This window comes from Ramlibacter sp. G4-7 (assembly GCF_057784995.1).
Map to the genome: position 1 here is coordinate 483,863 of NZ_JBYNTT010000001.1, position 26,624 is coordinate 510,486.

Sequence of the window (26,624 nt, forward strand, 5' to 3'; positions counted from 1 at the left end):
GCGAAAGGCTGGAGGGCGGTGATTACCTGAGGTGAACCCGCGATTCTGCGTTCGTTACTGAATGTTTGCAAACTGGGAGCGCATCGAATTGTGTTGGAAAACACATTCTTGGGGTTCGATTGTAGATGAACACTAAAGTCGCCACGGATGACAAAACTACAGATCGGGCGCATTCAGGTCCCCGATGGTTTACGTTTAAACACAAAACCAGTACCCTCGAAGGCTTGCCAAGGAAGTCCTTTTGGCAGCAACACGCACAAGGAGTTTGAATTTTGAAGAAGCTCGGCCTCGGCCTCTTTTCGCTGCTGGCGGCCTCCGCCATGCTCGTCGCATGTGGCGGCGGGGGTGGCGGTGATTCGGCGCCTCTCGCCGCGTCCAGCAATACGACCGCTCCCATCACCGCCAAGTCGGTGGGTGCGGTCACTGGCGAGTCCTTCGCTTTCGCGACCGGCGTCACGGCCCTGGGTACCAGCAGCCCGACGACGCTTACCGTCAATAGCGCTTCGACCTTCAGCGTGGCTTCGTCGGAAGGCAACGCGAGCGGCAACCTGAGTTTCGGCTCGTGCATCTTCACCGTGACGGACTCCACCTTCGCGGCCGGCTCCAAGCTGGCAGTGGGCGCGCGCGTGGAAGTGAGCCCGTGCGAGCTGAAGATCCCGACGGCGGGCGTGGCCGTGGACGCAGCGGCTGCCGCGAAGGCGGTGACTTTCGTGTTGGGTACCAACACGTCGGCCGCCGTTCAACTGACGGTGGATGTCACTCCGTCCGGCGACGTGATCGTCGACGGCGTCGTGGTGGGCACCGTGACGGTGACGCCGGCCACCGGCGGTTCGGGTTCCTGATCCCCGCTCTCTGGATGAAAAGCCCGCTTCGGCGGGCTTTTTTCATCGGCGTCGCGCCACCGCGATCATCAGCCCCGTGAGCGTTCCCGCCAGGTCGATGAACCCGTCGCGCACGAGCGGGTGTCGCCCCGGGACGAATTGCTGCAGGAATTCGGTGATGAACGCCAAGGCGAGGGCGAGGGCCGCCGCCCTGAAAGGCCACCAGCGGTCTTCGCCATACGCGGGGGTCGCGGCGATGAGCGCGAAGAGGGTGAAATGCGCGAAAGCCGACCAGGGCCAGCCGTGCCAAAGCTCGCCTTCGATGCTCCCCTTCAGGGCGCCGGGCATCGTGGTGCCAATCAACAGAACGACGACGGCCAGCGCCAGAAGACCCGGCCGCTGCCTGCGGTCCTGTGCCGATGGGATCACGTGCTCGGTCGTTGACTTATTGATCCCTGGATTATCGTGGCGTCGCGTGCAGATTCTGCTGTTGCCTTGATAGCGCAAGTCAATACCGCCACTGCAACCCCAAACTCGTACGCACCTCCCGCTGGTCCCCCATGCTGCCCCGGATGTCATAGCTGTCCAGCCCCATGGAAGCCGATGCGCTGCGCGAGAAGTCCCAGCTGAAGCCGACCCCATAGGTCAGGCCGCTTTCCCCGTTCGCCGTGCCGCCAAGCGCGGGCGCAGTGCGGTTCAGCGTCGTCCCCACGCGGCCGTACACACCCAGTTCCGGGGCGATGCTCGCCTTGCCGACCAACTTGACGTTCAGCCCCTGCGTGCCTGCCAGGCGCATGGACGTGGCCTCGTTCGGGCTCACCTGCATGCTCAGGCTTCGCGGTGCCGTGACGCTCGTGTACAGGGGCAAGGTCGTGCTGTCGCTGCACGAGAGGGTGTAGCTGCCGCAGGGTAGCGGAGCCTGCGCACCCGCGGCCTGCAGCCCGAGCGGAGCGCTGTTCGCGCGCCAGCGCAGCGCGCCACTCGTCTGCGCCGCGGCCGTGCCGACCGCCGCGATTGCGACCACCAAACCCAGGAGATTGCACAGCGACCTCATGGCGGGCTCCTCGTTGTAGTTGTGCCCAATGTCCAGCGCGGCTGAGGTAGCCGGTGTCAGACAAATCTCACAAGGCCTGTAGGAGCCGCGGCTCAGCTGTCAATCCACCTTAGCGCCCGAGGCCTTCACCACTTTCTCGTATTTGGTCAGTTCGGCCTGCATGAAGCGGCCGAATTCCTCGGGGCTGGTGGGCACGGGCTCGGCCAGCAGTCCGGCGAAGCGCGTCTTCGCTTCCGGGGAATTCAGCGCCGCGACAAAGGCCTGGTTGAGTTTCTGCACTACCTCGCGCGGCATGCCGGCCGGGCCGACCAGGCCCCACCAGGTGTCGATGGCGAAGCCTTTCAGCGTATCGGCAACGGGCGGCGCGTCGGGCAGGCTGGGCGAGCGGTTCAAGGTGGTCACGGCCAGGGCCTTGAGCTTGCCGGATCGGATGTTGGGCGCGGCTGTTGCGAGATTGTCGAAATTGAAGTCCACCTGGCCGGAGAGCAGGGCCAGCTGCGCGGGATTGCCGCCGTTGTACGGGATGTGCACCGCGAAGATGCCGGCGTCACGCTTGAACATCTCGCCGGCCAGGTGCCCGGCGCTGCCGTTGCCGCCGCTGCCGTAATTGAGCCTGCCCGGGTTCGCCTTCGCGTACGCGATCAGGTCGCCTAGGCTGTTGATCTTCAGGCGCGCCGCCGTCTCCGCGTTCACGACCAGCACGTTGGGCACGCGCACCATCTGCGTGATGGGCGAAAAGTCCTTCACCGCGTCGTACGGCATCTTCGAGAACAACCAGGGGTTGATCGCATGCGTGGCCACGGCGGAGATGCCGATGGTCGTTCCGTCGGGCGCGGACTTCGCCACCGCATCGGCACCGATGTTGCCGCCGCCGCCCGGACGGTTCTCGATGATCACCGGGCCCAGCGAGTCCTTCACGCGCTCGGCCAGCACGCGCGCCGTGACGTCGATCGGGCCGCCGGCGGCATAGGGCACGATGATGCGGATGGGGCGGGCCTGTGCCCGGGCTGCGGGAGCGGCGGCGACGGCGGCCGCGCTGAGGGAGGAGAGGATCAGTGCTCGGCGTTTCATGCCGCCATTGTCGCAAGTCCGCCGGGCATGGCTGGGTCTGCCTTCTCCCACGCCGCGCTTTTGCGGCGTCCGACGCGCGCCGCTCGCGGCATTGCGTTGTGAGAGAGGCCCTCCAGAAAGGAACCCCCATGAAGATCCCCGCATTGCTCATCGCGCTGGCGCTCGCCGGCGGCACCGCCCTCGCGCAGGCACCCGGTGGCAGCGCCAAGATGTCCGGCGACGGCACGGCACCCGCGGCGGCACCCGCGGAAAAGGCGCACGCGCCGGCGAAGGTGCACAAGAAGAGCCAGAAGAAGGTCGAGACGCACGCGAGCGCGCACCACGCGACGCGGAAGATGGGGGCGGGCGCCGCCGCGCCGACGACGGACCTCGATGCGGGGGCGCGGCAACGCCGCATCGACCAGGCGTACGCCGACTGGCGCGCCCGGCACCGCTGATCAGCGGCCGCCGAACAGCTTCTGGAACCAGCCTTCGCGCCGCGGCTCGACGTCCGGCCGCGGGGGCACGGCCGAAGGTGGAACGTTGCGCAGCATGCATTCCTGCCGGCCGCGCACGAGCAGCTCGGCCTCTTCGCGCCCGAGCATGCGCTCGGCGATCGCACGCGCCTTGGACATCACCGGCGAGCGGCGGCCGTTGGAGTGCGCGTCGGTCGCCAGGATGTGCGTGAGCCCGTCGTCGAGAAAGCGTTCGCTCCAGTACTGGGCACGCGCGCCGAACAAGCCCGTGAGCGACGCGGCGGTGAGCTGCATCCACGCCCCCTGTTTCACGAGCTCGCCGAACACCGGGTAGTTGTCCTCGACCCAGGTCAGGCGCTCCGGGTGCGTGATGACCGGCACGTAGCCTTCCGCCACGAGCCGGAACACGGATTCCTGGAAGTGGGGTGGCGCCACGTGGTGCGAAGGCTCCAGCAGCAGGTAGCGCGTGTCGTGCAGCGTGGGCACGATGCCCGAGCGCAGGCCGTCGACCAGGCCGGGGACCAGGTGCACGTCGGCGCCGGTGGTGAGCTGGAGCGGGATGCCGCGCTGGTCGAACTCGCGCTGCAGGTTGTCGCGGGCGGCCTTGATGCCCGCGGTGTCGTTCATGTACAGCCCGGGGTAGATGTGCGGCGTGCACGCGATCATGGTGATGCCGTCGTCGACGGCCATCCGCGCCATCTCCAGCGACATGTCGAGGCTGCGCGATCCATCGTCGATGGCAGGCAGGATGTGGCAGTGCAGGTCAATCATGCTTTGCTACCGGTTCCCTGGTCGTGTCGTGGCCCAGCGGACGCAGGTAGATGCCTGCCAGGAGGCACGCCATGATCGCGTTGGCGGGGATGTGCATGTTGAACTCGATGAAGGAATGCAGCAGGAACCCCACGAGCCCGACGCCGCACACCGCGCTCATCATTTCCTCGCTGCGCAGGCGGCCGCGGCGGCGCGCATTGCGCAGCAGCTCGATGGCGCGCGCGGCAAGCAGGACCGCGACGGCGGCCATCAGGAGCACGGAAAAGATGCCGCCTTCGAACAGCAGCTGCGCATAGTCGTGGTGGGCGTAGCCGGCGCTGCCGACGATGGCCGGAGGCTGGAAGCGGGGGTACACGGTACCGAAGGTGCCCCACCCGGCGCCGAGCGGCCAAAAGAGCGCGGCGCCTTCCATGGTCGATTTCGCAAGGAGGCTGCGAATCTCGGCGCTGGTCCCGATCACCTGCAGGCTGAAACGCGTGGCCAGGAGGTCCGAACCCATCATGGCCACGGCGCCGACCAGCACCACGAAGGAGGCGACGAGCAGCAGGCGCAAGTAGCGCAACCGGGATCCCGAGGCGAAGGCGAGGGCGAACGCGCACAAGGCGGCCGTCAGGCCGGCCAACGCCGCGCCGCGCGAGCGCGAAAGCAGGATGCCGAGCACGAGCAGCAAGGCGCCGAAACCCCAGAGGGCGACCAGCCGCGTCCGCGCCTCCATCCCGCGATGGCTTTGGCGCCGGCGCGACTGCGTCTTGCTGCTCGCGAACCAGATGTACACCACCAGGGCCATGCCGAGGTAGTTCGCGAAGTGGTTGGGGTTGGCGAACGTGGCGAACGGGCGCCCGCCAGGCACGCCGAAATAGAGCGTCGAGCTCGCTCCTCCGCCGGCCTGCAGCAGGCCCATGGCGACTTCCACGAAGGCGACGACGAGGAACGCGGCGAGGATGCGCTCCACCTGCGGCACCCGCAAGGCAAACCCGGCGATGAACGCGGCCACCAACGGAATGCCCGAGAGCAGGGAGGCCGCCGTGGCGTCCGGGACCAGGGACAGGGGCAGCCTGGCATTCAGGTCCACGCCGACGGAGGCCAGGGCTGCGGGGTACAGGTCGCGGCCTGGCGCCAGGACCCACAGGGATGCCGGGATGGGAAACAGGTACAGGAACGCCAGCCACAAGGGACTGAACAGCACGAACGCAATCAGAACGGACCGCCACGTGAGGCGCGTGTGGATGGTGACCGCCGCGGGGATGAGCGCCACCAGGAAGACGAGCCCCGCGCCTTCCAGCGCGATCAGGGCGACGTGCCGGTTGCCGCCCCGCATCAAGGGCGAAGCAATGATCAGGAAGAGCAGCGCAATGAAGGCAACCGCGCCGACCAGCCCCTTGTCCTCGCCCTCCAGCGAATACGCGTCGATGGAATTCGCCGGCTTCAGCAACATGCGGGGCTCCTGGTGCGGTGGACGGGCACGATGGCACGCATGTTCCTTTGCACCGGATCCGGCGGAACACTGCCGGACACCGACGGCGCAAGATTGAACGCGTCGAAAGCCGCTGCTCCCCGCATGCCCAGTTGTGCGTCCAGGGGCGAAGATGGTTGGAGCTGCACGCTCACTACCGGCCCGCAGTCGGCCGGAACGGTGAATTCGAACTCCAGCTGGCGCCATGCGCCGCCCGTGTCACGCAGCGCCTCGGAGCGGCCCACTTCGCTGCGCTTGCCCGGGCACTGCACCGTCCAGGCCAGCCCTTGCTCGGACCGCAGCCGCAGCACCATGTAGTCGCCGCGCAGGCGGTAGGTGCCGGGCGGGGTGAACAGGAACTGGCGCACCACGGGGACCGTGAAGGTGCGCCCCGTGAATTCGACGGCCAGCACCAGTCCGCGGCGCGCCACCGATTCCTGGTCGACCAGGTAGCCCGCGCGGCTCCTGAGCGTCGGCCGGATCTCCCAGTCGAAGCCTTCGGACGCGAAGGGTTGGTCGAAGCTGCCGTTGTAAAGCAGGGGCACCACGTCCTTGTGCTGCGCCACCCAGAAGCCGTAGGCGTCCAGCCAGAGGCCCGCCGCCTTCAGGGAGCGCATGTAGTCCTGGCCCACTTGCGGGGCGATGCGCCCCTGCGACTGTGCCATCGCCACCAGCGGCAGCAGTTCGGAGGGGGACTGCTTCAGGCCGCGGCCGGCGGCCAGCACCTGCGGCAACCATCTCTGCGCGGTGCGCATGTGCGGGCGCAGCAGGCCGAGGCCCTCCGGCGTCACGGCGATCTGCGCAAGAACCTTCGCGCTTTCGGGCGAAGTGCGGTACCGCAGGATGCCGACCAAGACGGCGACCGCTTCCTCCAGCTTGCCCGATTCCAGGGCGAGCAGCGCGCGCCATCGCGCGACGGCGTGCTGGTGCGGAGCCACGAGGATCGCCCCGGGAAGCGCGCTGCGGGTGGTATCGCCCGCCAGCAGCGATGTCCACGCGGTCGAATCGCCGGGGTTTCGTTCGAGCCGGTCCAGCAGTTCGGCGCGGGCGACTTCCTCCCGCTGCTCAGGGCAAAGCGGCAGGTACGGCGTGTCCAGCTCGACGCAGGCATTGTGCAGGTGCGTGGACAGGGCCTGCCCGAACAGCATGGCGGCCGCGAAGGCTCCAAGAGCTGCGAGGATCCAGCGGTGCATCGCGAGTCGCATCATCACTCCTCAATCCGGGCCGCCGCTGAGGCTCGTCAGCTGGGTCTTTCCGCCGCGCTGCGCGAATTCGGCCCGCAACAGCAATTTCTCGCCGGACGAGCCGATCGTCGGCTCGCCGGCGTGCAACCGGATGCGGCCCGTGACCAGCAGCTTTCCTTCGCGCGGTTCGCCGTCGAACTCGACATGGACGATCCGGATCGGGCGCGTGAACTGGTCGTATTGCCGCGAGAGCGACTGTGCGGCCGGGTCCCTGCGCGCGTCGGCGTCGAGCAAGCGCAGCAACTGCTCGCCGCTGCCTGCCTCGAGCAGCTGGAGCATCTGGGTGATGAGGGGCTGCGCGTCGCTCAACGTCGGCACCGGCAACGCTGGCACGGTCGATGCCAGCCTCGGCGGCGCCGGGGTGCCGGGCACCGTGGCGAGCAGCAAGGGGACGCTCGCGTTCGGCCGCTCGAGGGGGGGAACAGGCATGGACGGGAGCGCTGCGGATTCGACGGAACGTTGCGGCGTCGGCAAGGGCTGCGGCGCCTGCAAGGGTCGCGGCTGCGACAGCGAAGGGGGTTGCGGGGCCGACGGCAAGGGCTGGGCCCGAGCTGCAGTCACGGGAATGTTCGGGGCGGCGGGGGCGCTGCGCTGTGCGTGCGCGTGCCGGGTTGGGCTTTCCAGTATCGGGGCAGGCAGGGCGGGCGCCGGCAAATCAGCGGCCGCGGCCTGGTCGGGCGGTGGCGCGACGGGCGCGGGTTGCGCCTCAGGAGGCGCGGACGGCTGCGGCAGGGAGCTGGCACGTGGCGCCGCGCCCGGTGCGGGCGCGCGTTGCACCAGGTGGTCGGGCTCGGGCCGGGGCGCAAGCAGAAGTGCGACCGGGACGCCAATCGCGAGTGCCCACGCCACCTTCGCGCCCTTGCGCCACCGCAGGGGCGCTTCCACCGGTTTGCGCACCGACGGCCTCGCATGGGGTGCGGATGGCCGCGCCGCCGGGGGCCGCTGCACCCGCGCCGCCGCGGCCAGCTGGTCGTCGTACTGCCGCCTCTGCACGGCCGAAGAGAGCACTTCGTAAGCGCGATTCACGCGCACTGCCGCGTCCGCCGGCCAGCCACCGCCGCCCGGCGCGAAGTCGGGATGGATCAGCCGCATCATCAGCCGGTAGCGTTCCTTGAGGTCCGGGGCTTCTTCGCCCGAACGCAGGCCAAGGACCGCGTAGTGGTCGGCACCGGGGAACAGGAGTGCTGCGCGGATGAAGAATGCAGCGGACTCCCGTACTTGCTGGGCATCCCCGCCGGCCGGCAAGCCACGGCCAGCCGCCAGTTGCAGGATCTCGGGGATGGCGGCGAAAAGGACAGCCGGATGGCGCAGCAGGAGTTGGTACTTCCCCGGCGCGGTCGAATACTCCAGGAGCGCGTCGTGGAGATCCCTCGCCGACCCGGTTGCCCTGGTCATGTTCGCCCTAGGTTGCGCGCGACAGGGCCGCCGGGCCTTCCCCGCTCTCCGCACCGTACCCGTAATACGTGCCGTAATCCTGCTGCATCGCATGCTTGAGCGTCTGGGTGAGGACGACGCCCCTCGGCATCAGGCCACCTTGCCGGAGCCGGCGCAGCGCATGCTTGATCTGGGTCCTGCGCGTGGAACTCGCCTGGACGACATACAGCACGTTCTGCAGCTGGTTCCCGAGCACCACCGCGTCGGCGAGACCCAGCATGGGAGGAGCGTCCACGACGACGTAGTCGATGCCCAGGGCGGCCGTGATATTGAGCAGCAGCAGCAGCTTGGGCCCGGTCAGCAAGTCCACCGGGTTCGGCGGGATCGGGCCGGCGGTCAGCACGGAAAGGTTCGGGATGGACGTGGGCGTGATCATCTTCTCGCCCCGGTTGTCGCTCGACAGCAGGTTGGACAGGCCGAAATCGTTCGGCATCCCCAGCAGCTTGTGCACCGTCGGATTGCGCATGTCCGCATCGATCAGCAGCACGCGCTGGCCCATCTGGGCGAAGTTGATCGCGAGTGCCAGTGAAGTGGTGCTCTTGCCTTCGTTGCGGGTCGTGCTGGTGATGACCAGGCGCTTGGGCGCACCTTCAGGCGTGGAAAACTGCAGCGCGGTGCGCACCGACCGGTAAGCCTCGGCGAGCGTCGAGCGCGGGTCGTCGTGCACCTCCAGCGCCACCGCCCTTTGGGCGTTCCGCTTGCGGGCGATCTTCGGGATCATGCCCATGAGCGGCAGCCCCAGCACCCGTTCCACCTCGTCCGGGTACTTGATGGAGTCATCCATCATCTCCAGCCCGACGACGATCGCTGCACCAAGCAGCAGGCCTGCCACCATGCCGATCAGCAGGTTCGCGGCGATGTCCGGCTTGTAGGGGAACAGCGAAGGCTCGGCCGAATCCACGACCGAGATGTTGTTGCTCACGATGGCGCCGGAGACACCCAGTTCCTTGAAGCGCTGGAGCAGGTTGTCGTACAGCTGGCGGTTGGTGTCGACCTCGCGCTTGAGCAGGTTCATGTCGATGCTGTGATCCTGCGTCGTCAGCACCTGCTTGCGGGTCTGGTTCAGCTTTTCACGCAGCAACTCTTCCTGCTTGAAGGACGAATCGCGCTGGGCTTGCAGGCTGCCGAGGACGTTCTGCACCTCCTCCTTGATCTGCGCTTCGGTCTCGCCGATCTGCGCCTTGATCTGCAGCATCTTCGGATAGTCCGGCTTGAAGATGCGCAGGTTTTCCTGGTACTCGATGAGCAGCTTGGCGCGCCGCTCCTTGTATGTCTGGACCGACTTGTTCTCGATGACGGCCAGCGACGCTTCCGGATTGCGCCTGACCTCCGCCACGATGGCGTCGAACTTGATGCGCTCCTGTTCGGCCTTGGCGAGCGCGCTTGCGAAATCGGTGTAGGTGGCGGAGATCGCGCTGGTCTTGTCATCCAGCGTGAGGATCTGGTTCGCCTGCGCGTACGTGTTCAGCCGGCGCTCGGAGTCCTCCAGCTTCGCCTTCGTCTGCTTGATCTGGTCCTCGAGGAAGCTCTTCGCATAGGAAGAAGCTTCCAGCCGCCGCTCCATGGCCATCGCGATATACGCCTGGACCGTCGCGTTCGCTATCCTCGCGGCGAGCTGCGGGTCCGTGTTGTCCGCGTGCACCTTCACGAGCCGGGAACTGCGCACGGGCTCGACTGACAGCGAGCCCAGGAACTTGCTGATGATCGCTTCCCGCCCCAGGACCTCCGTGCTTCGCACGCTGGGGTTCGTCATCTTGCGGTAGCCCGCGATCAGCCGGTCCAGGTAGTCGGCGGAGCGGGTCTCGGCGGGCGGCGCGTCGCCGTCTTCCCCGAGCTGCGTCGGCGTCAACGTCAGGGGCGCCTGGGCGGCCTGGGTGGAGCGATCGAGCCGGAGTTCGTCGATGACGCGCTCGGCCAGGGAACGGCTCTTGAGCAGTTCCTGCTGCGTGCGCATCGAGATGTCGTCGCTCCCCATCCGCTCCTGCTCGGGGTCCTGTTCGAAGCGCACCACCCTCGGCGTCGCGCGGTCGATCTGCAGGATCACCGTGGAGCGGTAGACCGGCGTGCTGAGGAAAGTGCGGACGGCCGCGATCGTGCACGTGATCGCGACGACCAGCAGCAGCGTCCACTTGTGCTTGAGGAGGATCCGGCCGATGTCCGTGAGCGTCAGCGAGTCGTCGCCGATCTGTTCTTCGTCCGACCGGCTCGCGCCGGTCTGCAGCTGGTATGGCTGGCGTACAGCCAGTTCATTCGACCCGTGCGGCGCGAAGCCGGACGCATCATCGCGCGAGAGTTCGGACGTGGACATGTTTTGCGAGGGTGTTTCGGCCGTGCCTTGCGAGGCGACTGCACGGGTTGGTGGGAGTGGAACCTGCCTTACTTGGGGATATAGGAAAGCGGATTGAACACGTTCAGGACGTCTCGGAACAGGGAATCGGTCAGCCAGGCCCGATTGGGATCGCGTTGCACCACGATCAGGTCCTCGCCCCGGATCGGGGGGTCCTGGTCCTCGCCTGCGCGGATCCTGTCCACGTTGAACGTGGCGACCTGGCGCTCGCCGCCGTCGCCCTTGCGAAACAGCATCACTTCCGAGCGCTTGGCGATGGAGCCGAAGCCTCCCGCCTGCGCGATGACGCGCAACAGCGTCATGTCGCCGACCAGGGGGTAGATGCCGGGCTTTCCGACCGCGCCGTCGATGGTGATCCTCTGGGTGGTGAATTCCCGGATGAACACGGAGACCTGCGGGTCCTGCAGGTATTTTTCGCCGTAAAGCCTGGCGACGTGCTCCTCGATCTGCTGCTGCGTGAGCCCGGCGACGGTGACCTGGCCGACCAGCGGCAGGGTGACCACCCCGCCGGCGTTCACGCGCACCATCCGCTTGGCGTTCTCGAGATTCAGGATCTCGATGTCCAGCAGGTCATTCGGTCCGACCCGGTACTCCTTGCCGATCGTGTACACGGGGGAGAGTTGCGCCGGGGCCTGGGACGACCTGCGCTGGTCTTCCTTTTCCTCCAGGGCCGTTGGTCGAAACACGCCGTCGGCCGGCGTGGACCCCGAGGCGCCCGGCTGCGCCTGCGCGACGCACACCGTGGTGATGCACAGAAGGACTGCAGCAAGCCCGCACCGCGAAGTGATCGGAGACATACGCACCCCCGGGAGTTGAAGGGGCATCCTACGGAACTCGGGCGCCCCTTACAAGCGCAGTTGCACGCTTCCTTCTTAGTGTTTGTCCGCCTCCGTGGTGAAGGAGTCCGCAAAGAACTCCTCGGGTGGCAGCTTGCAGCGGGTGCTGTATTCCTCCCGCGCCGAGTCGACGACGATCGGCGCCCCGCAGGCGTAGACCTGGTGGCCCGAAAGATCAGGGTAATCCTCCATGACCGCCCGGTGCACGAAGCCGGTGCGGCCCATCCAGTTGTCCTCGGGCAGGGCATTGGAGACCACCGGCACGTACCTCAGCTGCGGCAGGTCGATCAGCCGCTCGCGCACCCAGGCGTCCATGTACAGGTCGCCAGGGCGGCGGCCGCCCCAGTACAGGGTGGCAGGACGCTGGATGCCCTTGTTCTGCATGTGCTCCAGGAGCGCCTTGATCGGCGCGAAGCCGGTGCCCGAGGCGAGCAGGATCATCGGTTTGTCGGAGTCTTCCCGGAGGAAGAAGCTGCCGAACGGACCTTCCACCCGCAGGATCTCCTTTTCCTTCATCGCCGTGAACACGTGGTCGGTGAACTTGCCCCCGGGCATGTGCCGGATGTGCAGTTCGACCCCCGGCCCGCTGTGCGGCGCGTTGGCCATGGAGTAGCTGCGCCGGGCCCCGTCGCGCAGGATGAACTCGATGTACTGGCCGGCGTGGTAGCGCATGGTGTCGTTGGCCGGCAATTGGAGTTTCACGATCATGACGTCGTGCGACACTTTCTCGAGCGATGTGACGCGCGCCGGCATCTTGCGAACCGGGAAGGCGCTCTCGTCCGTGACCTGGCGCGACTCCAGCAGGATGTCCGTCTGCGGCACCGCGCAGCAGGTGAGGATCAGGCCCTTAGCCTCTTCCTCCTCCGACAGGGCCTTGCTCTGGTGCGGCCCGTGGACGACGGTGCCTTCGAGCTTCTTGCACTTGCAGGAACCGCAGGCGCCGTCCTTGCAGCCGTAGGGCATGCCCACGCCCTGGCGGATGGCGGCCGCCAGGATGGCCTCGCCGCTCTCTGTGGAGAACGTGCGGCCACTGGGCTGCACGGTGATCGTGAACGGTCCGGCGGCTCCGGGGGCGGCAGTCATGCTTTGGATATCCTTGGGCTCTTTCGTCTTCGCTGGCGCGATTTTGCCCTCAAACCAGACCCCTCTCGGCGCGCTGCCCGGGCGCTTTCGCCGGCTGCGCGTGCTGATCGTCGGCTGCGGCGACGTGGGCCTGCGCGCCGCGCGTGCGCTGCCGCCCCGGGTCCGCGTGCTGGGCTTGACTTCCTCGCCCGAGCGCGTGCCGCTGCTGCGTGCCGCCGGCATCGTGCCGCTGCAAGGCAACCTCGACGACCGCGCGGGGCTCGGCCGGCTGGCCGGGCTGGCGCAGCGTGTCGTGCACCTCGCGCCGCCGCCCGCCGAGCCGCCGCGGGACTGGTGGCGGGATGCGCGCACTAGCGCCTTGCTGCGGGCGCTGCGCCTGCGCAACCCGCCGCAGGTGCTGGTCTATGCCTCCACCAGCGGCGTGTACGGGGATTGCGCCGGCGCCCGGGTGCGGGAAGAGCGCGCCGTCGCTCCCGGCACGCCGCGCGCGCAACGGCGCGTGGACGCGGAGCGCCAGGTGCGCTTCTTCGGGCGTGCCACCGGGGCGCGAACGAGCGTGCTGCGCATCCCGGGCATCTACGCGCCGGACCGCGCCGGCGGGACGCCGCGGGAGCGGCTGCTGCGCGGCACGCCGGTGCTCGTGCCGCAGGACGACGTCTACACCAACCACATCCACGCCGACGACCTCGCCCGCGCCGTGCTGGCCGCCTTGTGGCGTGGGCGGGCCCAGCGCGTGTACAACGCCAGCGACGACAGCGAGCTGAAGATGGGCGACTATTTCGACCTGGCCGCGGACCTGTATGGGCTGCCGCGGCCGCCGCGGGTGCCGCGCCACACCGCGCAGGAGCAACTGCCGCTGGTGCTCCTGAGCTTCATGGGCGAATCGCGCCGCCTGGACAACACGCGGCTGAAGAAGGAGCTGCGCCTGCGGCTGCGGCACGAGACCGTCGAAAGCGGCCTGCGTGCCTGAGGGCGCTCACTGCGTGAGCGAGGCGCCGGTGAGCGCGGCCTGCACGCGCAGCTCGTGGCAGCGCTGGGACAGCGCCTGGTGCATCTGCAGGTGGCGCTGGGCGATCTCGTCTTCCGCCTCGGCCACCGGCGTATTGGCCGCCAGCCGCTCGGCGCAGTTGTCGCGCCTGAGGTCGGGGCCCACGGCCGCGACGTAACGCTCCAGGCGCAGCAGGCTGCTGTCGCTGGCGCGTGCCGCATAGCGTTCAAGTTCCGCCTGCAGCTGCAGCCAGCGCGCCGCCGCCGGATCGTGGGCCAGCGCGGGGCTGCCCAGCGCGAGCAGCGGCTTGGCCTGCTGCACCAGCAGGTCCAGCCGCGTGGCCGTGCGGCTGAAGGACGGCGGCACCGGCGACCCGGCGTCCGCGGCGCCCAGGGTCTGCGCCAGCGCCAGGCTCTCGCCTTGCCACCAGCTGAAGTCGATGGCGCGCACGTCCTGCAGCGGCTGCTGGCGCCAGTCGTCCTGCAGGGACGCCAGCCGGCGCAATAGCTCGCCGTCCAGCGTGGCCACCAGGCGCTCGCCCAGCCCGGCGCCGCCGGTTTCCTTCAGCACGGCCTGCAGGGCGAGCACCTGTTCGCGCTGCTGGCGGAACGCCGCGGTGTCGAGCGGCCCTTGGGCGTCGGCAGTCAGGCCGGCCTTGAGCGTGCGGAAGGCCCGCTGGTAGATCAGTTCGGACACACGCGCATCGACCACGCGCGCAACCACCGGCTGCGCGTGGGGCGGGAACAGCGGCAGCACCTCCGCCACGGCGCGCGCGCGTTCCGCGGCCAGCGCCTTGGCTTCCTGCAGCGCCTTGGGCAGGGAGCCGGTGTCGCGCGCCGCATCCTTGCCGGCTGCGGGCGGCGCCGTTTCCGCCATGAAGGAGGTCTTGAGCAGCGCGGACAGGCCCAGTCGCAGCGCCGCGCGCTCCGACGACAGGCCGAAGCGGTTCTCGCTCGCGAGCCAGACGATGCCCGCTTCGCCCTGCTTGCCGAAGGCCAGCTCGAACTGGCGCCGGAACTCGATGAAGGCAGCACCCGACTGCCCTTGCAGCTGCTGCATGGTCTCGGGCCCGAGCAGGCGGGTGCGCTCCACGCGCCGCAGCACGTCCTGGTAGGCGCCTCCGAGCTGCAGCGTCCCCTGGCGCATCCAGTCGTTGCGTCCCTTGGACAGCAGCGCGTTCTGGTCCTCCAGCAGCGCATGCACGGCCTTGTAGCGTTCCAGCGTGCGGTCGAAGGCGGCGGTGCGCGTTGCCGGCCCGAACAAGCCGTTGCTGCGCTCGATGTAGCCTTGTTCCAGCGCGAACAGGTCGTTGGTGTTCAGCAGCCGCGTGTGCAGCGCCCCCATGGCCTTGAGCAGCGAGCAGCGCGCGGCCCACTGCAGCCGCGACTGCATCAGCGCCGGTTCGATGTTGACTTCCTCGCTGCCCTGGAACATGCGCACGGCGCCTTCGAGCGCGCCGGGCAGGTCCTTGCCCAGGGTATAGGCCACCAGCTTGCGCAGCTGTTCCGGCTGCCCGCCGGCGTACTGCAGCGACAGGAAGGACTGCACCGCCCCGTCGAGCCGCTCCACGTTGCTGACGTAGTCGGCGACGGCCACGAACTCGGGCAGGTCCTCGGCGGCGGCGGTGAGGCGCCGGTCCAGGTTCTGCGGCACCGGCGACTGGCAGTCGGCGCCCATCTGCAGGTCGCCCGAACCGCGCGCCAGCGGCACGCCGGTGAGCTTGGCCGCGCGGGCATAGAGCTCGCGCCTGAGGGTTTCCACCACGATGTCGCCGAACTCGCGCGCCAGCCGCGACTGCACCTGTTCCTCGAGGTTGTCGAAGGCGTGCCAGGAGCCGGGCAGGAAGGAGGTCCAGGCCGCGTCCTGCTGCAGGCGCTCGGTCGCGGCGAGCAGTGCCACGGCCTTGCGGCGGTACCACTCCGGGTCCACGGCTTCGCGGCTCGGGGCGCGGGCGCGGAAGCGCGCATCCGCATTGAGCTGCAGCAGCATGCGCGAGAGGTCCTGGCGCCATCCGTCCAGCTGCACCGCGGCCACGACGATGCCGAACGCCCAGACGCCCAGCACCAGCCACGCGAGCGTCAGCGCGGGGGAGCGGGCCCGCAGCAGGCCCACGGCGCGGCGCAGCAGCGGGTGCGTCATGGTGACTGGGCCTCGGTGGAAGTGGGCTGCAGGAGCTCGCGCACCGGCCAGGTCTGCCACAGCCAGAGCGCCTCGGACAGCAGCAGCAGCGCGCCGGCGGCGAGCACCACGCGCAGCCAGGGCCGCCAGCCAGCCTTCGCCGGCTGCGCTTCCATGGACCCTGGAACTTCCGTCGACATGAGCGCCCCTCTTCAGATTGCAGTGCCAAGGCTAAGGACCGGCGCCCGGATCCCTGTCAGCGTTTATCCGGAGGCCCTGTCGGACAGGGCTTTCGGATCAGATTCCCTCGGGTTTTCGGATCGTCTTCATCCGGTCGACTGCGCGCACCGTCACCTGCAGCACCTGCGCCCCGTGCAGGATGGTCAGTTGTACCTCACTTTCCGGCTCGGGACGCGCCCACAGCTTCTTGTAGAAACCCTCGAGCGTGCTGACTTTCTCGCCGTCGATGGCGAGCACGAAGTCGCCGGCGGACAGGCCGGCGTCCTGGGCGGGACTGTCCCGATTGACGCGCACGATCTGGATACGCCCCCCCTGTTCCGTGGAACTGAGCCCGAGCCAGGGGCGGCGGCTGACGCGCGTGCTGCCGGTCTGCTGCATCTCCGCGAGGATCGGCTTGAGCAGGTCGACCGGGACGAACATGTTCCCGGGCACCTGCTCGCTGTTGCCCAGCGCATTGCCGACGAAAAGGCTGCCTATCCCCAGGAGTTCCCCACGCTGGTTGAACAGCGGTGCGCCGCTGTGGTTGCGCAGGGGCGGGCTCGTGAACAGCGCGCTGTCGATGTGGTACTCCCAGTAGCCGGAAAAGGGACGCTTGCCCATCAGCTGCGTCAGCCCCATGCCGCCGTCCTCGCCGCCGGTGGCCACCAGCAGGGAACTGCGCGCGGGCACTTCACGTGCATCGCCGAGCGCGACGGGCTGGATGCCGCGCAGCGGCAGCACCGAGCGCACCAGCCCGAAGCCGGTGGCCTGGTCGTAGCCGACCGCGCGCGCGGGGATGACGCGGCTGTCGTGCGTGGTGACCTGGATGCTGTCCGCTTCGAGAATGAGGTAGCCGATGGTGAGGATCAGGCCGTCGCTGCCGATCACGACGCCCGAGCCTTCGCGCTCGCTGCCCAGCGTCTCCGCCGAGCGCGCACCGTCCGCCGTGGTGATCTGCAAGCCGACGACCGCCTCCATGGCCCGCGTGATCGCATCGACGCTGGCCTGCTGCGGCGACAGGGCGGCCTGGGCGGATGCAGCCCCGGCGAGAGCCAGGAGGATCATGCCGGCGAGCCGGCTTGCCACGGACTGGAGCGACACGGCCTTCCTCCGAAGTTGGCAATCAGGATGCTGCAAAAAATGCTGCACTGCAAGTTGCCCCAAAGGGACATTCCCGGAGGCGGGAACATCGCACCGGCGCCGCGTATTGTTTTTTGCATAATGGCCCGCGACATTGCGGAGGAAATTGCGTGGCGACTTATCTCGAATTGAAGGAACAGGCCGAAAAGCTTCTGGCGGAAGCCGAAAGGATGCGGGAGCAGGAAATCGCAGATGCCATCGCCGATATCAAGACCAAGATCGAGCTTTATGGATTGACGGCGGCGGACCTGGGATTTGCCCGTTCCGGGCCCGTCGGCAATTCGCGCGTGAAGGCGGCCAAATCCGCCAAATCGGCGGCGAAATACCGCGGCCCCAATGGCGAAACCTGGTCCGGCGGCCGCGGCCGCAAGCCGCAATGGGTGACCAAGGCGCTGCAGGAAGGCCGCAGCCTGGAGGATTTCGCCGTCAAGAACGGCCGCTGAGCGCGGGCGCGTGGGCGGCGGGCGGGCTCAGGCGCCTACGTCGGCCGGCGCATCGGCCAGGTCGGGCTCCGCGGCCACGGACATGCGGCGGTAGAGCAAGTGGTAACCCGCTGCGCAAAGCAACAGGGCAGGCACGAGAATTTCCGGGCGGCCGTGGAAGAAAAGTGCAGGTACCACGGGCACGATGGCGCAGATCCACATCAGGACGGAGACGGCGGCGTTGCGTAGGTTGGCTGGTAACGCGCCGAGGCGTGGGTGCACCAGTTGCGTCGCCACGAGGCTGTGGAGGTGGCGTCGGTCCGGCTGCCCTGGCGAGCGGCGGCCCCGGCTGCGGCGTACGATGCTGTAGACGACCTCGATGGTGGGATAGCCGCACAGCAATACGCTGGCCCAAGGGGATACGGCCGGATTGCGAGCAAGAAGTTCCACGGACAGCCAAGCCAGCGCGAAGCCCGAGAAATAGGCGCCGCCGTCGCCGAGGAACAGTTTGCCCCACGGGAAGTTGACCAGCCAGAATCCACCGACGGCGGCGGCGAGCACAACCGCGACGCCGGCGAGCGGCACGTCGCCTACCCCCAAGGCGATGGCCGAGAGGGCGAGCGACGAGATGATCACGGTGCCGCTGGCAAGGCCGTGGAAGCCGTCGATGATGTTGATGGAATTGGCGACGCCGCCGACCGCAAAGGCCGTGAATAGCACAGCGAAGGGCCAGTAGGACAGCAGCAGGTCCGCCGGTGGGATGTCGACGCGGGTGAGGCCGATCCCGGTCCACAGGGCAGCCAGGCCGCCGCTGCCCATGGTGACCAGCAGACGTGTGCGCACGCTCACGCGCTTGGTCACGTCCTCGGCAAGACCCACCAGCAGCGCCGGCATCCCGGCGAGCAGCAAGGTGGTCAGCAGGGCGGTTTCCCGCGGCTTGGCAAGGAAGATCCAGGCGCCGGTCATCGCCAGGTAGATCGCGATGCCACCCACTCGCGGCGTGGGCATAGAGTGGAATTTCTGGACTGCCCCTGGCATGTCCATGGTGAGGTGCCCGTGCTTGTGTGCGCTCAGCACGAGCGCTTGGGCTAACGTGAATGAGCCGGCGAGGGTGGCCGCAACGACCAGCAAGGTGGAGACAGACAGCACGACGCGTTTCCTTTTCTCACGGGGATCGCTCTTCTGAACTGAAAACCTTTTCAACAACTCGCGACAACGAGTCGCACTTTATTGCTACCCGTACGGTCTGGCAACTCCTTCCTGTGTCCATAGCAGGCCGATGCGATGGCCGCTGGCTTGAACGACACCCGCCCGAGGGAAACCGGCGCGCGGGCAGGAATAGGGACCGGGAGTGTGGGCGCTGGCGGGTAGCGCGGCTGTTACAGGGGTGTTAGCAACGCTTCCGATGCTCTCGCGGTCGTACGGTCGAGCAAACCGCATTCAACCCGGAAGATCCACGGGGCACCAGGCGGATGAGGTGCGCGACGACTGCAAGCACTTTGGCGGCGCGGCCCGAAGGGCACTGTCACGCGAGGTCACGCTCAACGCAGGGGCTGCGTGCGGCAACCGATACGAGCAGGACGCAAACGCGTGCTCCTGGATCGATCGCTGGATGGATTGGTGCCGGAGGCCGGAATCGAACCGGCACGGTGTTGCCACCGGCAGATTTTGAGTCTGCTGCGTCTACCGATTTCGCCACTCCGGCAGCTGGAGAGAGGGAGCGGGAAATTATGGCACAGTGCCATGCATGCACTATCCAACGATCGAAGACGCGATCGGCAACACTCCGCTGGTGGCGCTGCAGCGCATCGGCTTGCAGGACAACCAGAAACGCGGCAACGTCCTGCTCGGCAAGCTCGAAGGCAACAACCCGGCAGGTTCGGTGAAGGACCGCCCGGCGCTGTCCATGATCCGGCGCGCGCAGGAGCGCGGCGAGATCAAGCCGGGCGACACCCTGATCGAGGCCACCTCGGGCAACACCGGCATCGCTTTGGCCATGGCCGCGGCGATCATGGGCTACCGCATGGTCCTGGTCATGCCGGAGGACCTCTCGATCGAGCGCGCGCAGACCATGAAGGCCTTCGGTGCCGAGCTCCTGCTCACGCCCAAGAGCGGCGGCATGGAATATGCGCGCGATCTTGCCGAGAACATGCAGCGCGAGGGCAAGGGCCGCGTGCTCGACCAGTTCGCCAACGCGGACAACCCGCGCATCCACTACGAAACCACCGGGCCGGAAATCTGGGAGCAGACCGGCGGCCGCATCACGCACTTCGTGAGCGCGATGGGCACCACCGGAACGATCACCGGCGTGTCGCGATTTCTCCGGGAGAAGAATCCGGCAATCCGCATCATCGGCGCGGAGCCGCGCGAGGGTTCGCGCATTCCCGGGATCCGCAAGTGGCCGCAGGAGTACCTGCCCAGGATCTACGACCCGAGTGCCGTCGACGAGCTGGTGTCCGTGAGCCAGGAGGACGCCGAGGACATGTGCCGGCGGCTCGCGCGCGAGGAGGGCATCTTCGGCGGCATCTCGGCGGCCGGCGCCTGCTGGGTTGCGCAGCAGGTGGCGCAGCAGGTGGAGAACGCCACCATCGTGTTCGTGGTGTGCGACCGCGGCGACCGCTACCTGTCCACCGGCGTGTTCCCCGCGTGAGTGCCGACTACAGGTTCTGCCCGCAGTGCGCGACGCCGCTGGCGTGGATCGCGCAGCAGGAGGATGGCGGCGAGAAGCAGCGGCTGCGCTGTCCTGCCTGCGGCTGGACGCACTGGAACAACCCGACGCCGGTGCTGGCGGCCGTGATCCAGTACCAGGACCGCATCCTGCTCGCCCGCAACGCGGCCTGGGCGCACAAGATGTATGCGCTGATCACCGGCTTCATGGAAGCCGGCGAAACGCCCCGGTCCGGCATCGCGCGGGAGATCGCCGAGGAGACGAGCCTGCGCGCGATTTCGCTGGACCTGATCGGCGTCTACGATTTCCAGCGCATGAACCAGGTCATCATCGCCTACCATGCGGTGTGCGAGGGCGAGGTGAAGCTCTCGCCGGAACTGGTCGACTACAAGCTGTTCGCGTACGACCAGGTGCGCTGCTGGCCGGCCGGCACCGGCCATGCGCTGGCCGACTGGCTGCGCAGCCAGGGCCACGAACCGCAGTACATGGAGTCCCAGCGGCGGGAGACGTGATGGACATCGACAAGGAAATCGACACGCGCGGCCTGAACTGCCCCTTGCCCATCCTCAAGGCGAAGAAGGCCCTCACCGACATGCGCAGCGGCCAACTGCTCAAGGTCATCTCCACCGACGGCGGATCGCTGCGGGATTTCCAGGCGTTCTCCAGGCAGACGGGCAACGAGCTGGTGGAGCAGCAGACGGTGGGCGACGAGTTCATCCACGTCCTGCGTCGGCGCTGATGCAAGGTCCTGCCTCCGGCGCGGATGTGGTGCTGCGCAACCGCGCGGGGGACGAGGCCAGGCTGGCCACCCACGGGGCGCAGCTGCTGTCCTGGCGACCCGCGGGAGGGGACGAGCAGATCTACCTGAGTCCCATCTCGCGCGCAGCGCCGGGGGTGGCGGTGCGCGGCGGCACGCCGGTGTGCTTTCCGCAGTTCTCCGGGCGCGGCGTGCTGCCCAAGCATGGTTTCGTCCGGACCCAGGTCTGGCAGCTCCTCGTGCCGCCCACGGCGCACGGGGAGGTCACGGAATGCCGCTTCCAGCTGGACTCCACCATGTCCGGCGCCTGGGACCGTGCCTTCTGTGTCGTGCTGGCCGCCCGCCTGGGGCCGCGCTGGCTGGAGCTGGAGCTGCAGGCGGCGAACACCGGGCGCACGCCGTGGATCTTCACGGCCGCCCTGCACACGTATCTGCGGGTGGGCGACGTGCGCGCGGTACGGCTGGCCGGCCTGCGGGGACTGGACTACGAAGACATGGTGGGCGCCGCCGCCATCCGCACCGAAACCGATCCGGTGCTGGCGATCACGGACGAGACCGACCGCGTGTACCGCGAGGCCGGCCGGCCGCTCGACCTCAGCGAACCGGGGTACCCGGCGCGGCGCATCACGCAGCAAGGCTTTCGCGACACGGTCGTCTGGAACCCGGGCCCCGCGAAAGCCGCAAGCCTGGGCGACATGCCGCCGGATGACTGGCTGCGCATGCTCTGCGTGGAAGCAGGCGCCGTCGCCCAGCCGGTCGAGCTCGCCCCGGGCAAGACCTGGAGCGGAACCCAGAGGATCGCGCTCGCCTAGCGCGCCTGCACGCCCGCGAGGTACTCGCGGAAAGCCGGCCCCACCTCGTCGTGCTTGAGCGCGAATTCGACGGAGGCTTCCAGGAATCCCAGCTTGCTGCCGCAGTCGTAGCGCTTGCCTTCGTAGCTGTAGGCATACACGCCCTCGGTCGGGATCAGCTGGGCGATGCCGTCGGTGAGCTGGATCTCGCCACCGCTGCCGCGCGGCTGGCGCGCGATGCATTCGAAGACGCTGGGCGTGAGCACGTAGCGCCCAGCGACGCCCAGGCGGGACGGCGCCTGCTCGGGCGAGGGCTTCTCGACCATCTGCTTGACCTTCACCAGGCGCTCGCCGGCAGGGTCGCCGGCCACGATGCCGTAGCGTTTCACGTGTTCGCGCGGCACTTCCTGCACGGCCAGCACCGAGCTCTGGACTTCCTGGAACACCTTGACCATCTGCGCCAGCACGCCGGGGCCGCCGTCGGCGCCGACCATCAGGTCGTCGGCCAGCAGCACCGCGAACGGGGCGTCGCGCACGATGTGCTCCGCGCACAGCACCGCGTGGCCAAGGCCCAGCGAACGCGGCTGGCGCACGTAGGAGCAGTCCATGTCGTCCGGCGCGAGGCTGCGCACCAGCGACAGCAGTTCGTGCTTGCCGCTGGCTTCCAGCTCGGTTTCCAGCTCGTAGGCGGTGTCGAAATGGTCCTCGATGGCGCGCTTGTTGCGGCCGGTGACGAAGATCATGTGGCGGATCCCCGCCTCGTAGGCCTCCTCCACCGCATACTGGATCAGCGGCTTGTCCACGATCGGCAGCATTTCCTTGGGCTGCGCCTTGGTCGCCGGAAGGAAGCGCGTGCCCAGGCCCGCGACCGGGAACACCGCTTTGTTGACATGTGTGAACTTTTTCATCGACCGCCTGTAGAGTGATGGCTAGAGTGCGCCGGTGGCACTGCAAGCGGCGATTGTGCTGAAGAAGTGCGCCGCGCGGTTGCAACCCGGGAATCTGTCTTGGAAATCCTACTGCTGGAGCGGCTCGTCCCCGAAGCGCAGGCCTGGCTGGAGGCGCGGCACCAGGCCGTGTACCGGCCCGAACTCGCGCAGGACCTGCACGCCCTGCGCACTGAACTTTACAACGTCCAGGCGCTGGTGCTCCCGCGCAAGGTGATGGTCACCCGCGAATTCCTGGACTTCGCCCCCGTGCTGCGCGCCGTCGGGCGCATGCACGTGGGTACCGACAACACGGACCTGGAAGCCTGCCGCGACCATCGCGTGCGCGTCATCCAGCCGATCAATGCGCACGTGCGTTCCAACGCGGAGTACCTGCTGGCCAGCCTGCTGCTGCTGTTTCGCCGCGGCATAGGGACCGCTCTCAAGGGCGACCGCCATGCGCCGGCCACCCTCGGGCGGGAACTGCACGGCAGCACCGTGGGCCTGCTCGGGCTGGCGCCCTCGGCGCATGCGCTGGCCGCGATGCTGGACGCCCTGGGCGTGAAGTTGATCGGATACGACCCCGCGGTGCACCACACCTCGCCGATGTGGGAGCGCCTGAAGGTGCAGCCGGTGGCGCTGCAGGACCTGGTGGCGCACGCGGACGCCATCACCGTGCAGGTGCTGTACGCCTCGCGCTACGAGCACTTCATCAACGACAAGGTGCTGGCGCATTGCCGCCCCGGGCAGGTGTGGACCGGCACGACCCGCACCTCGATCTTTGAACCCGAGGCCTTCGCCCGCGCGCTGGCCGACGGCAGGATAGAAGCCGCGATGCTCGACGGCGCCGAAGCCGGCTTCGCCGCGCGCGGCACGCCCTTGCACGGGCAGCGCAACCTCTTCCTGACGCCGCGCATGGGCTCCTGGACCCGGGAATCGCGGGTGCGCGCCAGCTGGTACGTGGCGCAGCGCCTGCACGAGACGCTGGCCGCCCCGCACCACTGCGGCTTCGAGTCCATCTTCAGCACTTCCATGGGGCTGGATTCGGTGTCGCCGCCGGACAGCCGGCCGGCACCGCTGCCCGACGCTTCCGGTACGCCGTCCCGGCCTTGAGAAACGCTCCGCGGGGCGGCCGATGCGGCGCCCCGAGGATTGCGGCTCGCGCCCGCAAGGACAGGCTTACCCCAGGCGCTGCAGCTGCGCCTGGATCTTCTCCAGCGCCGCCGCGAAGTCCGCGATGCGCTTGCGCTCCTGTTCGATCACCGCGGGCGGCGCCTTGGCCACGAAGGCCGCGTTCGACAGCTTGCCGTTCGCCTTGGCGAGTTCGCCTTCCAGCCGCTTCTCCTCCTTGGCCAGGCGCGCCTTTTCGGCGGCGACGTCGATCTCCATGTACAGGCACAGGTGGACATCGCCCGCAACCGCCACGGGTGCTGCCTGCGCGGCCGCGGCCCACGCCGCCTCGTCGTCGAACACCTTCACCTCGCTCAATTTCGCCAGCGCCTGCAGCACGGGGGCCGCCGCCCGGACGAACTCCGCATCGCCCACCACGTACGCCGGCAGCCGGGTCGAAGGCGACACGTTCATTTCGCCGCGCAGGTTGCGGCAGGCGTCCACCACGGCCTTGAGCTTGCCCATCCACGCTTCGGCTTCGGGGCTCACGTTGGCGGGATTGCTTTCCGGGTAGGGCGCGACACTCACCGAGTTGCCGCTCTTGCCCGCGACCGGCGCGACCTTCTGCCACAGCTCCTCGGTGATGAACGGGATCACGGGGTGCGCCAGGCGCAGGATGGCTTCCAGCACGCGGATCAGCGTGCGCCGCGTGCCGCGCTGCTGCGCCTCGTCACCCACCTGGATCTGCACCTTCGCGATCTCCAGGTACCAGTCGCAGTACTCGTCCCACACGAACTGGTAGATCGTGTTGGCGACGTTGTCCAGGCGGTATTCGGCGAAGCCCTTGGCGACCTCGGCTTCGGCCTTCTGCAGCAGCGAGACGATCCAGCGGTCCGCCGGCGTGAGCGTGGCGCCCGCTTCGGCGAGGTCCTGGCCCTCGCAGTTCATGAGCACGAAGCGCGTGGCGTTCCAGAGCTTGTTGCAGAAGTTGCGATAGCCCTCGCAACGCTTGGAGTCGAAGTTGATCGAGCGGCCCAGCGTGGCGAGCGCAGCGAAGGTGAAGCGCAGGGCATCCGCCCCGTACGGCGGGATGCCTTCGGGGAACTCCTTCTGCGTGTTCCTGCGCACCTGCGGCGCCGTCTCGGGTTTGCGCAGGCCGGTCGTGCGCTTGTCCAGCAGCGGTGCGAGGGAGATCCCGTCGATCAGGTCCACGGGGTCCAGCACGTTGCCTTCGGACTTGCTCATCTTCTTGCCGTGCGAGTCGCGCACCAGGCCGTGGATGTAGACGTCGCGGAACGGCACCTGGCCGGTGAAATGGGTCGTCATCATGATCATCCGGGCGACCCAGAAGAAGATGATGTCGTAGCCGGTCACCAGCACGCTGGACGGCAGGTACAGATCCAGGTCCTGCGTCTTCTCCGGCCAGCCGAGCGTGGAGAAGGGCACCAGCGCGGAGGAGTACCAGGTGTCCAGCACGTCCGGATCGCGCGTGAGCTTGCGGCCGGGCGCCTGCGCCTGGGCTTCCGCTTCGTTGCGGGCCACGTAGACCCGGCCCTCCTCGTCGTACCAGGCCGGGATCTGGTGCCCCCACCAGAGCTGGCGCGAGATGCACCAGTCCTGGATGTTGTTCATCCACTGGTTGTAGGTGTTGACCCAGTTCTCCGGCACGAAGCGCACGGCGCCGCTCTCTACGGCGTCGATGGCTTTCCGCGCGATGGACTTGCCGGTGGGATCGCCGTCGCCGACCTTGGTCATGGCGATCCACCACTGGTCCATCAGCATGGGCTCCACGACCTGGCCGGTCCGGGCGCAGCGCGGCACCATCAGCTTGTGCTTCCTGGTCTCCGCGAGCAGCCCCTGCGCCTCGAGGTCGGCCACGACCTTCTTGCGCGCCTCGAAGCGGTCCAGGCCGCGGTAGGCGGCCGGTGCGTTCTCGTTGATCTTGGCGTCGAGCGTGAGCACGCCGATCATGGGCAGCTTGTGCCGCAGGCCCACCGCGTAGTCGTTCGGGTCGTGCGCGGGCGTGACCTTCACCACGCCGGTGCCGAAGGCCCTGTCCACGTAGTCGTCCGCGATCACCGGGATGTCGCGGTCGCACAGCGGCAGCTTCACGGTCTTGCCGACCAGGTGCTGGTAGCGCTCGTCCTGCGGATGCACCATGACCGCGACGTCGCCGAGCATGGTCTCGGGACGCGTGGTGGCGACGGTCAGCGCGCCGGAGCCGTCGGACAGCGGGTAGCGGATGTGCCAGAGGAAGCCGTCCTCCTCCTCGCTCTCCACTTCCAGGTCGGACACGGCGGTCTTGAGCTCCGGATCCCAGTTCACCAGCCGCTTGCCGCGGTAGATCAGCCCCTGCCGGTACAGCTGCACGAAGGTCTCGGTCACGATCTTCGAGAGCTTCTCGTCCATCGTGAAGTACTCGTGCGACCAGTCGACGCTGTCGCCCATGCGGCGCATCTGCGTGGTGATCGTGTTGCCGGACTTCTCCTTCCACTCCCAGACCTTGCGGACGAACTCGGCGCGGCCCAGGTCGTGGCGGCTGATGCCTTGCTCCTGCAACTGGCGCTCCACCACGATCTGCGTGGCGATGCCCGCGTGGTCCGTGCCGGGGACCCACAGCGTGTTGAAGCCGCGCATCCGGTGGTAGCGCGTGAGGCTGTCCATGATGGTCTGGTTGAACGCGTGGCCCATGTGCAGGGTGCCGGTCACGTTCGGCGGCGGCAGCTGGATCGCGAAGGAGGGCTCGCCCGGCAGCGCCTTGCCGGTTCCGCGGTAGCCCGCCCGCGCGTAGCCGCGCTGCTCCCACAGCGGGCCCCATTTCGCCTCGATGGCGGCGGGTTCGAAGGACTTGGAGAGGCTGTTCAGCCCGGGTTGTTCGTTGCTCACCCGGGTGATTTTATGGGCCGGGGCCAGCCG

Annotated in this window: 25 protein-coding genes and 1 tRNA gene; 9 read left to right on the forward strand and 17 right to left on the reverse strand. The window is 68.2% G+C overall.

Features of this window, described 5'->3' with window-relative positions; genetic code table 11:
• The first annotated feature begins 272 nt into the window (after window positions 1-272).
• On the forward strand, window positions 273-842 hold the full coding sequence (locus AC3EGR_RS02350; RefSeq protein WP_488544819.1) for a hypothetical protein: 570 nt from the start codon (window positions 273-275) through the stop codon (window positions 840-842).
• 42 nt (window positions 843-884) lie between these two features.
• Here the strand turns inward: AC3EGR_RS02350 and AC3EGR_RS02355 are convergent, their stop codons facing one another.
• The 3 genes from AC3EGR_RS02355 to AC3EGR_RS02365 all read right to left on the reverse strand — a co-directional run bounded on the left by AC3EGR_RS02355 (window position 885) and on the right by AC3EGR_RS02365 (window position 2,946).
• On the reverse strand, window positions 885-1,250 hold the full coding sequence (locus AC3EGR_RS02355; RefSeq protein WP_488544820.1) for a VanZ family protein: 366 nt from the start codon (window positions 1,248-1,250) through the stop codon (window positions 885-887).
• Between the two features lie 79 nt (window positions 1,251-1,329).
• Window positions 1,330-1,875 carry a hypothetical protein gene (locus AC3EGR_RS02360; protein ID WP_488544821.1) on the reverse strand — a complete coding sequence of 182 codons (546 nt, stop codon included), beginning with the start codon at window positions 1,873-1,875 and terminating at the stop codon, window positions 1,330-1,332.
• A 99-nt stretch (window positions 1,876-1,974) separates the two neighbouring features.
• Window positions 1,975-2,946: a Bug family tripartite tricarboxylate transporter substrate binding protein gene (locus tag AC3EGR_RS02365; protein WP_488544822.1), complete on the reverse strand. Its 972-nt coding sequence runs from the start codon at window positions 2,944-2,946 to the stop codon at window positions 1,975-1,977.
• 128 nt (window positions 2,947-3,074) lie between these two features.
• Here AC3EGR_RS02365 and AC3EGR_RS02370 point away from each other — a divergent pair, with 128 nt between their 5' ends.
• Complete coding sequence (locus tag AC3EGR_RS02370) at window positions 3,075-3,383, forward strand: hypothetical protein (protein WP_488544823.1); 309 nt, start codon at window positions 3,075-3,077, stop codon at window positions 3,381-3,383.
• Here the strand turns inward: AC3EGR_RS02370 and AC3EGR_RS02375 are convergent, their stop codons facing one another.
• From AC3EGR_RS02375 to AC3EGR_RS02405, 7 genes are all read right to left on the reverse strand, one after another.
• Window positions 3,384-4,172, reverse strand: a complete 789-nt coding sequence (locus tag AC3EGR_RS02375) for a tyrosine-protein phosphatase (RefSeq protein ID WP_488544824.1) — start codon at window positions 4,170-4,172, stop codon at window positions 3,384-3,386.
• On the reverse strand, window positions 4,165-5,607 hold the full coding sequence (locus tag AC3EGR_RS02380) for an O-antigen ligase family protein (protein WP_488544825.1): 1,443 nt from the start codon (window positions 5,605-5,607) through the stop codon (window positions 4,165-4,167). Before AC3EGR_RS02380 ends, AC3EGR_RS02375 begins: the two co-directional genes overlap by 8 nt.
• On the reverse strand, window positions 5,598-6,833 hold the full coding sequence (locus AC3EGR_RS02385) for a hypothetical protein (RefSeq protein ID WP_488544826.1): 1,236 nt from the start codon (window positions 6,831-6,833) through the stop codon (window positions 5,598-5,600). The genes AC3EGR_RS02380 and AC3EGR_RS02385 overlap by 10 nt, the downstream gene beginning before the upstream one ends.
• Before the next feature lie 6 nt (window positions 6,834-6,839).
• Window positions 6,840-8,264: a J domain-containing protein gene (locus AC3EGR_RS02390; protein WP_488544827.1), complete on the reverse strand. Its 1,425-nt coding sequence runs from the start codon at window positions 8,262-8,264 to the stop codon at window positions 6,840-6,842.
• Window positions 8,265-8,271: 7 nt separating this feature from the next.
• The gene (locus AC3EGR_RS02395; RefSeq protein WP_488544828.1) at window positions 8,272-10,611 is read right to left on the reverse strand and encodes a GumC family protein; all 2,340 of its coding nucleotides are present in this window, start codon (window positions 10,609-10,611) and stop codon (window positions 8,272-8,274) included.
• Window positions 10,612-10,679: 68 nt separating this feature from the next.
• Window positions 10,680-11,336, reverse strand: coding sequence for a polysaccharide biosynthesis/export family protein (locus AC3EGR_RS02400; protein WP_488544829.1), 657 nt, complete (start codon window positions 11,334-11,336; stop codon window positions 10,680-10,682).
• Window positions 11,337-11,522: 186 nt separating this feature from the next.
• A complete protein-coding gene (locus AC3EGR_RS02405; RefSeq protein WP_488544830.1) occupies window positions 11,523-12,569 on the reverse strand; it encodes a CDP-6-deoxy-delta-3,4-glucoseen reductase in 1,047 nt (348 codons plus the stop codon).
• A 43-nt stretch (window positions 12,570-12,612) separates the two neighbouring features.
• Between AC3EGR_RS02405 and AC3EGR_RS02410 the strand changes: the two genes are divergently transcribed.
• Window positions 12,613-13,539 carry an SDR family oxidoreductase gene (locus AC3EGR_RS02410; RefSeq protein ID WP_488544831.1) on the forward strand — a complete coding sequence of 309 codons (927 nt, stop codon included), beginning with the start codon at window positions 12,613-12,615 and terminating at the stop codon, window positions 13,537-13,539.
• 6 nt (window positions 13,540-13,545) lie between these two features.
• Here the strand turns inward: AC3EGR_RS02410 and AC3EGR_RS02415 are convergent, their stop codons facing one another.
• The 3 genes from AC3EGR_RS02415 to AC3EGR_RS02425 form a co-directional block, all read right to left on the reverse strand.
• Window positions 13,546-15,696, reverse strand: a complete 2,151-nt coding sequence (locus tag AC3EGR_RS02415; RefSeq protein WP_488544832.1) for a hypothetical protein — start codon at window positions 15,694-15,696, stop codon at window positions 13,546-13,548.
• Window positions 15,693-15,875: a hypothetical protein gene (locus AC3EGR_RS02420; RefSeq protein ID WP_488544833.1), complete on the reverse strand. Its 183-nt coding sequence runs from the start codon at window positions 15,873-15,875 to the stop codon at window positions 15,693-15,695. Before AC3EGR_RS02420 ends, AC3EGR_RS02415 begins: the two co-directional genes overlap by 4 nt.
• A gap of 97 nt (window positions 15,876-15,972) precedes the next feature.
• The gene (locus tag AC3EGR_RS02425; protein WP_488544834.1) at window positions 15,973-16,995 is read right to left on the reverse strand and encodes a S1C family serine protease; all 1,023 of its coding nucleotides are present in this window, start codon (window positions 16,993-16,995) and stop codon (window positions 15,973-15,975) included.
• Window positions 16,996-17,144: 149 nt separating this feature from the next.
• Here AC3EGR_RS02425 and AC3EGR_RS02430 point away from each other — a divergent pair, with 149 nt between their 5' ends.
• Window positions 17,145-17,477, forward strand: a complete 333-nt coding sequence (locus AC3EGR_RS02430) for an H-NS histone family protein (protein ID WP_488544835.1) — start codon at window positions 17,145-17,147, stop codon at window positions 17,475-17,477.
• Window positions 17,478-17,504: 27 nt separating this feature from the next.
• On the opposite strand, the gene AC3EGR_RS02435 is transcribed toward AC3EGR_RS02430, so the two are convergent.
• Window positions 17,505-18,605 carry an MraY family glycosyltransferase gene (locus tag AC3EGR_RS02435; RefSeq protein WP_488544836.1) on the reverse strand — a complete coding sequence of 367 codons (1,101 nt, stop codon included), beginning with the start codon at window positions 18,603-18,605 and terminating at the stop codon, window positions 17,505-17,507.
• 469 nt (window positions 18,606-19,074) lie between these two features.
• Window positions 19,075-19,161: transfer RNA gene (locus AC3EGR_RS02440), tRNA-Leu, on the reverse strand.
• Between the two features lie 42 nt (window positions 19,162-19,203).
• On the opposite strand from AC3EGR_RS02440, the gene cysM reads away from it, so the two are divergent.
• The 4 genes from cysM to AC3EGR_RS02460 are packed head-to-tail and all read left to right on the forward strand — an operon-like array spanning window position 19,204 to window position 21,693.
• Window positions 19,204-20,106 carry a cysteine synthase CysM gene (gene cysM / locus AC3EGR_RS02445; protein ID WP_488544837.1) on the forward strand — a complete coding sequence of 301 codons (903 nt, stop codon included), beginning with the start codon at window positions 19,204-19,206 and terminating at the stop codon, window positions 20,104-20,106.
• Window positions 20,103-20,636 (forward strand): NUDIX hydrolase, encoded by a 534-nt coding sequence (locus AC3EGR_RS02450; RefSeq protein WP_488544838.1) that lies wholly within the window; start codon window positions 20,103-20,105, stop codon window positions 20,634-20,636. Before cysM ends, AC3EGR_RS02450 begins: the two co-directional genes overlap by 4 nt.
• A complete protein-coding gene (locus tag AC3EGR_RS02455; RefSeq protein ID WP_488544839.1) occupies window positions 20,636-20,863 on the forward strand; it encodes a sulfurtransferase TusA family protein in 228 nt (75 codons plus the stop codon). The genes AC3EGR_RS02450 and AC3EGR_RS02455 overlap by 1 nt, the downstream gene beginning before the upstream one ends.
• Window positions 20,863-21,693, forward strand: coding sequence for a D-hexose-6-phosphate mutarotase (locus AC3EGR_RS02460; RefSeq protein WP_488544840.1), 831 nt, complete (start codon window positions 20,863-20,865; stop codon window positions 21,691-21,693). The genes AC3EGR_RS02455 and AC3EGR_RS02460 overlap by 1 nt, the downstream gene beginning before the upstream one ends.
• Here AC3EGR_RS02460 and galU read toward each other — a convergent pair.
• A complete protein-coding gene (gene galU / locus AC3EGR_RS02465) occupies window positions 21,690-22,580 on the reverse strand; it encodes a UTP--glucose-1-phosphate uridylyltransferase GalU (RefSeq protein ID WP_488544841.1) in 891 nt (296 codons plus the stop codon). The two genes, AC3EGR_RS02460 and galU, sit on opposite strands and share 4 nt — an antisense overlap.
• A 99-nt stretch (window positions 22,581-22,679) precedes the next feature.
• Here galU and AC3EGR_RS02470 point away from each other — a divergent pair, with 99 nt between their 5' ends.
• Complete coding sequence (locus AC3EGR_RS02470) at window positions 22,680-23,711, forward strand: NAD(P)-dependent oxidoreductase (protein WP_488544842.1); 1,032 nt, start codon at window positions 22,680-22,682, stop codon at window positions 23,709-23,711.
• A 66-nt stretch (window positions 23,712-23,777) separates the two neighbouring features.
• Here the strand turns inward: AC3EGR_RS02470 and AC3EGR_RS02475 are convergent, their stop codons facing one another.
• Complete coding sequence (locus AC3EGR_RS02475; protein WP_488544843.1) at window positions 23,778-26,594, reverse strand: valine--tRNA ligase; 2,817 nt, start codon at window positions 26,592-26,594, stop codon at window positions 23,778-23,780.
• Window positions 26,595-26,624 lie beyond the last annotated feature (30 nt).